The sequence below is a fragment of the Pseudomonas sp. LY-1 genome, assembly GCF_053502595.1.
The window spans coordinates 1-5,909 of sequence record NZ_CP094356.1 but is presented as its reverse complement, the minus strand read 5'-3'; the positions used below and the strand labels follow the sequence as shown (position 1 = coordinate 5,909).

Genomic DNA, 5,909 nt, shown 5'->3' with positions numbered 1-5,909 from the left:
TATCTTAACTATCCCTCTGTAACTAAGCAGTTCGCTACGTTGTCGCTTACTTTATTTAGTTTTGCCAAGGCACTATCTACATATTGATTAGCTTCCTGGGATCCAGGCAGTGGCGCCTCATTGGCGCTCCACGTACCCCTAATCTTTAGATTCGTAAAGTCGAAAGCCAAATTTCCCGAATCATGACTAGCGGTCACCGAGAAGATGATTTCGTAGCTAAGGGGCGTTCCCATCGTCATAGGAACGATGAATGAAACTTGGTCTTTTCCCTGAGCGGTAATCTTGGTCTTTACTGAGTTTGATAAGGGAGTACCGTTGATCCCTGGGATGTTCTGAGCAAAACAGAATTGGAGAGTGTCTGCGGATGGCTTAGCTACCGCTCGCTTTACTACGACCCTATCGACCTGAAAGCTCCCGTTTGGACTAGGAATTATGGAAACTCCATCAGGAACTGGTCGATAGGGTTGAGGGGCCATGCTCGAGCAACCAGTAAGAGTCCCCAATAATCCTATTGCCAGCCAAATCTTTAAGCTTGCTTTCATCATCCCTTCCCATTGATATCTGACCAACCAGCCAGTTGAAACGGGAAGGTAGCAGATTGTTGCGGGGCAGGCTCTGGGCTTAAGTGCACTTTCCGTTGCTAGGAGCGATCAATACAGGTGTCGCAAATATCCTAAGTCGTGCGACATGGAACCGTTCCCCGATTTTTCTGCTCCATAAGTGTCGCATATTTCTGTCGCAGGTGTTACTTTACTTGCGACAAATACTGCGACAGGTGGAGCATGACCGCGAACAATGGCCAGTTGATTGGGTACGCACGGGTTTCAACGCAAGGGCAAGATCTGGCTCAGCAGCGGGAAACGCTTAGTGCTATGGGATGCCAGCGCATTTTCGAGGAGAAAGTGAGTGGGGCTAAGCGGGATCGACCGGAGCTAGGCCGACTTCTCGATCATTTGCGCACCGGAGATGTTGTGACAGTCACACGACTGGATCGCTTAGCCAGGTCAACAAGCGATCTTCTCCATATCGCTGAACGAATCAATGATTCCGGCGCTGGTTTGCGCTCATTGGCTGAACCTTGGGCTGATACCACTTCACCCGCTGGGCGCATGGTGTTGACCATTTTTGCAGGTATTGCCGACTTCGAGCGTTCGCTTATTGGCGAGCGTACTAGCGCTGGTCGGGCTGCAGCTCTTGCCCGAGGAGTACGTTTTGGGCCTCGACCCGCTTTAAACGCGGAACAGATTATTCATGCGAGAAGGTTGATCGAGGAAGAGGGCCGGCCTGTCGCTGAGGCTGCACGTATTCTGAATGTACATCGTGCAACCCTGTATCGAGCTTTGGCACGTCCCTCGGCCTAAAGGCTTTCGTCCGCGATGGTCTTAACCCTATCAACTGTTTACCGAGTAGGGCTGATGGTAGAGTGTCTGCACACATTGCACACCAGGGGCTATGCAGATGTTGCACACCATTCAGGAAGCTATTGCACTGACTGGAAAATCTCGCCGAACGCTCTACAACCATTGTGATCAGGGGCGTCTATCCTATAGCTTGGGCCATGACGAGCGCCGTTACTTTGAAACGTCCGAACTGATTCGCGTCTATGGCGGTTTACTGAACATTGCACAGCCTGTTGCACAGGAAATTGCACAGGCGTGCACATCAGAGAATCTACCAGGAACGCTTACAGAAGCTACCGCACTACGGTTGGCAGCAGCACTCGAAAGGCTGATTGAGATCGAAGAAAAGAAGCTGCTCCTGATCGAACACAAGCCAGCGATTCAGGAAGCCGTTCTAACGCCTAAACCTGAAGAGAAACCAGCAACGCACCAGAAGCCAAAGTCGTTCGCTGACCTCCTAAAAACCTTAAGCTAGATCTAAGCCCCCACCCCTACTCTTTAATGCTGCACATTGTTGCGATGTACTCGTCATACGCTGGGCTTGTACCATCACTAAGATTGACGCGCCCATTAACTATTACGAAACTACGATCGCCTACGTACCCCCCGTAGGAGTTTTTGGCGTTCACATACCCGCAGATATTGTTCGTTCGCTTTTGGTATGTGACGTGGCTAAAACGAGCCGACTCGGGGTCTTTTAGCTGCTTCCGCACTATATCCATAGCTAGTGTTTTTAGCCCTTCGATGCGGTATTCCCGTTCAGCAATCATTGCGGTTTCGCAGTTTTTGTCCGTTTTTAACGCCCCAGAAACCTGACGACACTCGGCTAATTTTTCCTTTCGATCAGTCTCATTCGTAAGGTAGTAAGCCACGTCCTTCGGCTTTTCGCCGCAACCCATGAGGGCGAGCGGCAGCAGAAAAATTGCCATTCCTTTAGTCATGTCGTTGTTCTCAGTGTTAGTGATTTTTCAGTGTCAGCTGCTTTGAATTACCGTGGTTAAGCGCTTCGTAGCGGCCTCCCAGCTTTCTCCAGGTCTTGCGTGCTTTTCCACGTCTTCCCGACTCATGGTTTTTTTCTTACTGGTTTTCAGAAGCTTTTTAGGCGAAAACTCAAAAACCAAATGAGTCACAGACCTGCCGGTTTTCTTCTGTTTCCAGCCCACCTGGATGGGGGAATGCTGGTTGATTTGCTCTATAGCTGGCGCAATCACCCAGCGTTTCAAATCGCTAATGGATTTGTAGCTATCTGCAATCTGGAACGTTTCTTTGAGCCATGCGATTTCGATTTCTCGTTTACCGGTGCTTCGCCACTGAACCAAAAGCTCGTAGAGGCGAATCGCATGGATGCTCGTCATTTTGACGACATCATCAATTGGGTAAACCGTGAAACGTTCCTTTAGCTCTGAAAGGTAAGGGATTAGAGCAGAGGTGAATTGGAATCGAACCAACCCTAAGGTTTCTACGTATTCGATCTGCTGAACCCAACGAAACCGTCTGATGGCAGGCGTTTCTCCAGCGTGATCGTAAGGAACTGTGATCTGCCGATTGAAAAGTCGATCTGCTGCATCCTTTAGCTCTTCGTAAGCCGTTTGGCGCGTAACACCTACGAGATCTACAACGCTTAAGGCATCAACCTCGTAAAGGGTTTGGTCGTCTAACGTCTGTCCTTTGCTTTTCGCAATACAGGCCAAGAGCAAACGGTGCTCCCCCAGCGTTAACCGGTAACCCGCCTCAACCAGGGCATTAGATTTTTTGATCTGAAGATTCTTGCTCATAGCCGTTTCCCATCGTCTATTATGAGAGGTTATCAGATCTTCTCGCACATTCGACAGGAATCTCTCGCACATTCGACAGGAATCTCTCGCACATTCGACAGGAATCTCTCGCACATTCGACAGGAATCTCTCGCACATTCGAGCTCGGAACCCTTGATTTTAAAGGTCTGCAGAGCATCTAAAGCTTTTAAAGATATAAAGTTTATAAATAGGGGGAATGCTTAAAATCAGCTAAGGAAAGCTGTCCCACGTTTAACTCTGGTGAAACCGAAGGGGTTAACGAACGCCACAACATCAAAAATTGACCTTCTGGAATCACGCCTACGCCACGATAGCTCCTTTAGAAAGGGGTCGGCCAACCTCTAGCCAAAAAATTGCTTGAAGGCCATCAGGGAAGGTATTTACAAAACCACTGGCTAAAATACCCGACACCAACTCTTAAATCGAAACATAGGGTAGTTACTTAAAAGTATACGACTCACCTACACAGCCCTTTGTTTCCGGGCAGTTCAGTTATATAAAAAACTGTAAATATCACTAGAGAGGTAAAAAACCACAAGCATAGGTAGACCAATGTCGGATAAATTTTGTGAGTATTGTCGTAAGTTAATTGAAAGAGGTTCTCCACAGTACTATAAAAAACGTTTCTGTAACGAATCCCATAAGCAAATGGCGCACAGAAAGAAAAAAGACCTCAACCCTCGGCAACAAAATCGTCTAAATGTGCGTCTAAAGAATCTTTCTGTAAATAAGGAATGGCTTTACATATCGCAGCAGTGCAAACGAGCTGGATCAGTACAAATCATGTCACACCATACTGTCGCCTCATTGAAACAACTGATAGGAATAATCTGCAATAAACCAAAAACCAGGAATGATAGGAATATGGATATATGTCATGTGTATCCTGTAAAAGGAAGCGATAGAATTGGACTGCTTCATCCATTAAATCTAGTATATGGAGAGAGTGACCAAAACAAGAAGAATGGGACAAAAATCTTTCAGAGCGCTGGCTATTCTATTGATCGAGTAGAATTGAAAAACAAATGGCGCGTAACCGAAAAAATGAAAGATAAAACAATCCTACGATTGTTGGAAAAGTTCTTAGGCAACGTGATTGTTGAATATGCAAAAAAATATCCTGTTAAAATATCAGGTAGAGTAAAGTTAATAGATAAGATAATCAAGCTAGACAAGACAGGACAATATACGAGAGACAACTTGAGTGCGCTAGAATCGATTGGACTATCATCGGTCCATGCAGAACTACATGGAGTCATTCTAAGTGGGTTTTATTTCCTACCAAAAAAGAATCGATCTAGAGTGCTTATATACTTAGAAGAATTAAGTCGTGTAGCTGAGGACGCAGATGGTGATTGGGCAAAAAACTGTGAATTTATGTACCAGATATTTTTGGCTGGCGCTGCTGCTTTATCAAAAGCTCCTGATCAGCCTGAACTATTAGATATCTACAAGGCGCATGGTAAAAAAGCGGATCGCTATAAACATAGGGTTTTACGGGATGTGAGTGAATATTCAACCTTCAAAGCCTTTCTCATGTATCAAGCATGTGATTGCCTTCTCGGAAAGAAGATTGATAAAGATATGATAAAAGGGACTTTAAAAAAATACACCAGAGTTAGAAAAAGTGGCTCATGTTTCTCTTTTAAATCTATAACACTGAAAGGTTGCTACGAATATTTCCCAGACGCGTGGTAAAGGAAATTCTTGCGTCTCCCCTTGAAAAATTGCTCCTGCAATGCCATTGTAATGACATGTGTCATTACAGGAGTGCACGAAATGGCCTCAATCAATGTCCGTGTAGACGACGATCTAAAAAACCGCGCCTATCGCGAATTGGAACGTTTGGGTGTGACTCCGTCTGAGCTCATGCGCCAAACCTTGCAGTACGTTGCGGAGCGCGGCCAGCTGCCTTTCCGGCCTGTGCTTATGACTGAAGAGGATGAAACCCTCATAAACACCGTACGCGAGCGATTGGCTTCACCACAGCGCGTTAAGGTGACGCTGGATGACCTATAGTCTTGAGTTCGATCAGCGTGCGCTGAAGGAATGGCACAAACTGGGAGATACGATCCGTCAGCAATTCAAGAAAAAACTGGCTGAAGTCCTGGAAAACCCACGCATCGAGGCCAACCGCTTACGCGAGCTGCCAGATTGCTACAAAGTAAAGCTGCGCAGCGCGGGCTATCGGCTGATCTACCAGGTCATAGACCAAGAAATTGTGGTGTTCGTGGTCGCTATCGATAAGCGTGAGAATGAAGCCGCGTACCGTAAGGCATCAGATCGACTAAAATGAGTCAGTATTAAAATTACAAAGACAGGAGTCATCATGAAAACAATAGTAAAAAGCGTATTTGTTGTAATTCCATTTATACTGTCCAGCACTGCATATGCATTATCAGGGGGTAACACTCTAGGAGACTGGAGAGATGCATCTTACTCTGAGAAATCCAGTTTAGCTCAAGCTATGGCTTCTAATATAAATAAATCTGGAGTCTCAGCAAGCGGACTCGTCGCATGCATCAATGAAACGGCAGGCGATGGAGGGCTTGATCAAATGAAAATTTCAGAAGTCGCTGCGGCATGTGCAGTAATGATGTAGCCATAATAATGGCTGTAGTGACGAGTATTAAATTTTTAATACTCGTCACGTTTCACTGCCAATAATGATCTTTAGTTCTATTCACATCCGATCGTTTGGTCAGATGGAAAC

8 protein-coding genes are annotated in these 5,909 nt (G+C 46.0%); 6 read left to right on the top strand and 2 right to left on the bottom strand.

The window, feature by feature from the left end:
- Positions 1 to 782 precede the first annotated feature (782 nt).
- Positions 783 to 1,361 carry a recombinase family protein gene (locus MOQ67_RS31655; RefSeq protein ID WP_448675982.1) on the top strand — a complete coding sequence of 193 codons (579 nt, stop codon included), beginning with the start codon at positions 783 to 785 and terminating at the stop codon, positions 1,359 to 1,361.
- Between the two features lie 97 nt (positions 1,362 to 1,458).
- On the top strand, positions 1,459 to 1,875 hold the full coding sequence (locus MOQ67_RS31650; protein WP_448675981.1) for a helix-turn-helix domain-containing protein: 417 nt from the start codon (positions 1,459 to 1,461) through the stop codon (positions 1,873 to 1,875).
- A 16-nt stretch (positions 1,876 to 1,891) separates the two neighbouring features.
- Here MOQ67_RS31650 and MOQ67_RS31645 read toward each other — a convergent pair whose 3' ends face one another.
- Entirely contained in the window at positions 1,892 to 2,341 is a 450-nt protein-coding gene (locus MOQ67_RS31645) for an EexN family lipoprotein (protein ID WP_448675980.1), read from the bottom strand.
- A 33-nt stretch (positions 2,342 to 2,374) separates the two neighbouring features.
- A complete protein-coding gene (locus MOQ67_RS31640) occupies positions 2,375 to 3,175 on the bottom strand; it encodes a RepB family plasmid replication initiator protein (protein WP_448675984.1) in 801 nt (266 codons plus the stop codon).
- Between the two features lie 573 nt (positions 3,176 to 3,748).
- On the opposite strand from MOQ67_RS31640, the gene MOQ67_RS31635 reads away from it, so the two are divergent.
- The 4 genes from MOQ67_RS31635 (at position 3,749) to MOQ67_RS31620 (ending at position 5,798) form a co-directional block, all read left to right on the top strand.
- Positions 3,749 to 4,894 (top strand): hypothetical protein, encoded by a 1,146-nt coding sequence (locus MOQ67_RS31635; protein ID WP_198831390.1) that lies wholly within the window; start codon positions 3,749 to 3,751, stop codon positions 4,892 to 4,894.
- An 81-nt stretch (positions 4,895 to 4,975) separates the two neighbouring features.
- A complete protein-coding gene (locus MOQ67_RS31630) occupies positions 4,976 to 5,215 on the top strand; it encodes a type II toxin-antitoxin system RelB/DinJ family antitoxin (protein ID WP_448675983.1) in 240 nt (79 codons plus the stop codon).
- Positions 5,205 to 5,492, top strand: a complete 288-nt coding sequence (locus tag MOQ67_RS31625; RefSeq protein ID WP_198831389.1) for a type II toxin-antitoxin system RelE family toxin — start codon at positions 5,205 to 5,207, stop codon at positions 5,490 to 5,492. The genes MOQ67_RS31630 and MOQ67_RS31625 overlap by 11 nt, the downstream gene beginning before the upstream one ends.
- Positions 5,493 to 5,525: 33 nt before the next feature.
- Positions 5,526 to 5,798 carry a hypothetical protein gene (locus MOQ67_RS31620; protein WP_198831388.1) on the top strand — a complete coding sequence of 91 codons (273 nt, stop codon included), beginning with the start codon at positions 5,526 to 5,528 and terminating at the stop codon, positions 5,796 to 5,798.
- Positions 5,799 to 5,909: the final 111 nt, after the last annotated feature.

What these genes read in the sequence shown, in the direction of transcription:
- MOQ67_RS31655 (WP_448675982.1), top strand. Translation starts at nt 783, where the DNA reads ATGACCGCGAACAATGGCCAGTTGATTGGGTACGCACGGGTTTCAACG.
- MOQ67_RS31650 (WP_448675981.1), top strand. Translation starts at nt 1,459, where the DNA reads ATGTTGCACACCATTCAGGAAGCTATTGCACTGACTGGAAAATCTCGC.
- MOQ67_RS31645 (WP_448675980.1), bottom strand. Translation starts at nt 2,341, where the DNA reads ATGACTAAAGGAATGGCAATTTTTCTGCTGCCGCTCGCCCTCATGGGT.
- MOQ67_RS31640 (WP_448675984.1), bottom strand. Translation starts at nt 3,175, where the DNA reads ATGAGCAAGAATCTTCAGATCAAAAAATCTAATGCCCTGGTTGAGGCG.
- MOQ67_RS31635 (WP_198831390.1), top strand. Translation starts at nt 3,749, where the DNA reads ATGTCGGATAAATTTTGTGAGTATTGTCGTAAGTTAATTGAAAGAGGT.
- MOQ67_RS31630 (WP_448675983.1), top strand. Translation starts at nt 4,976, where the DNA reads ATGGCCTCAATCAATGTCCGTGTAGACGACGATCTAAAAAACCGCGCC.
- MOQ67_RS31625 (WP_198831389.1), top strand. Translation starts at nt 5,205, where the DNA reads ATGACCTATAGTCTTGAGTTCGATCAGCGTGCGCTGAAGGAATGGCAC.
- MOQ67_RS31620 (WP_198831388.1), top strand. Translation starts at nt 5,526, where the DNA reads ATGAAAACAATAGTAAAAAGCGTATTTGTTGTAATTCCATTTATACTG.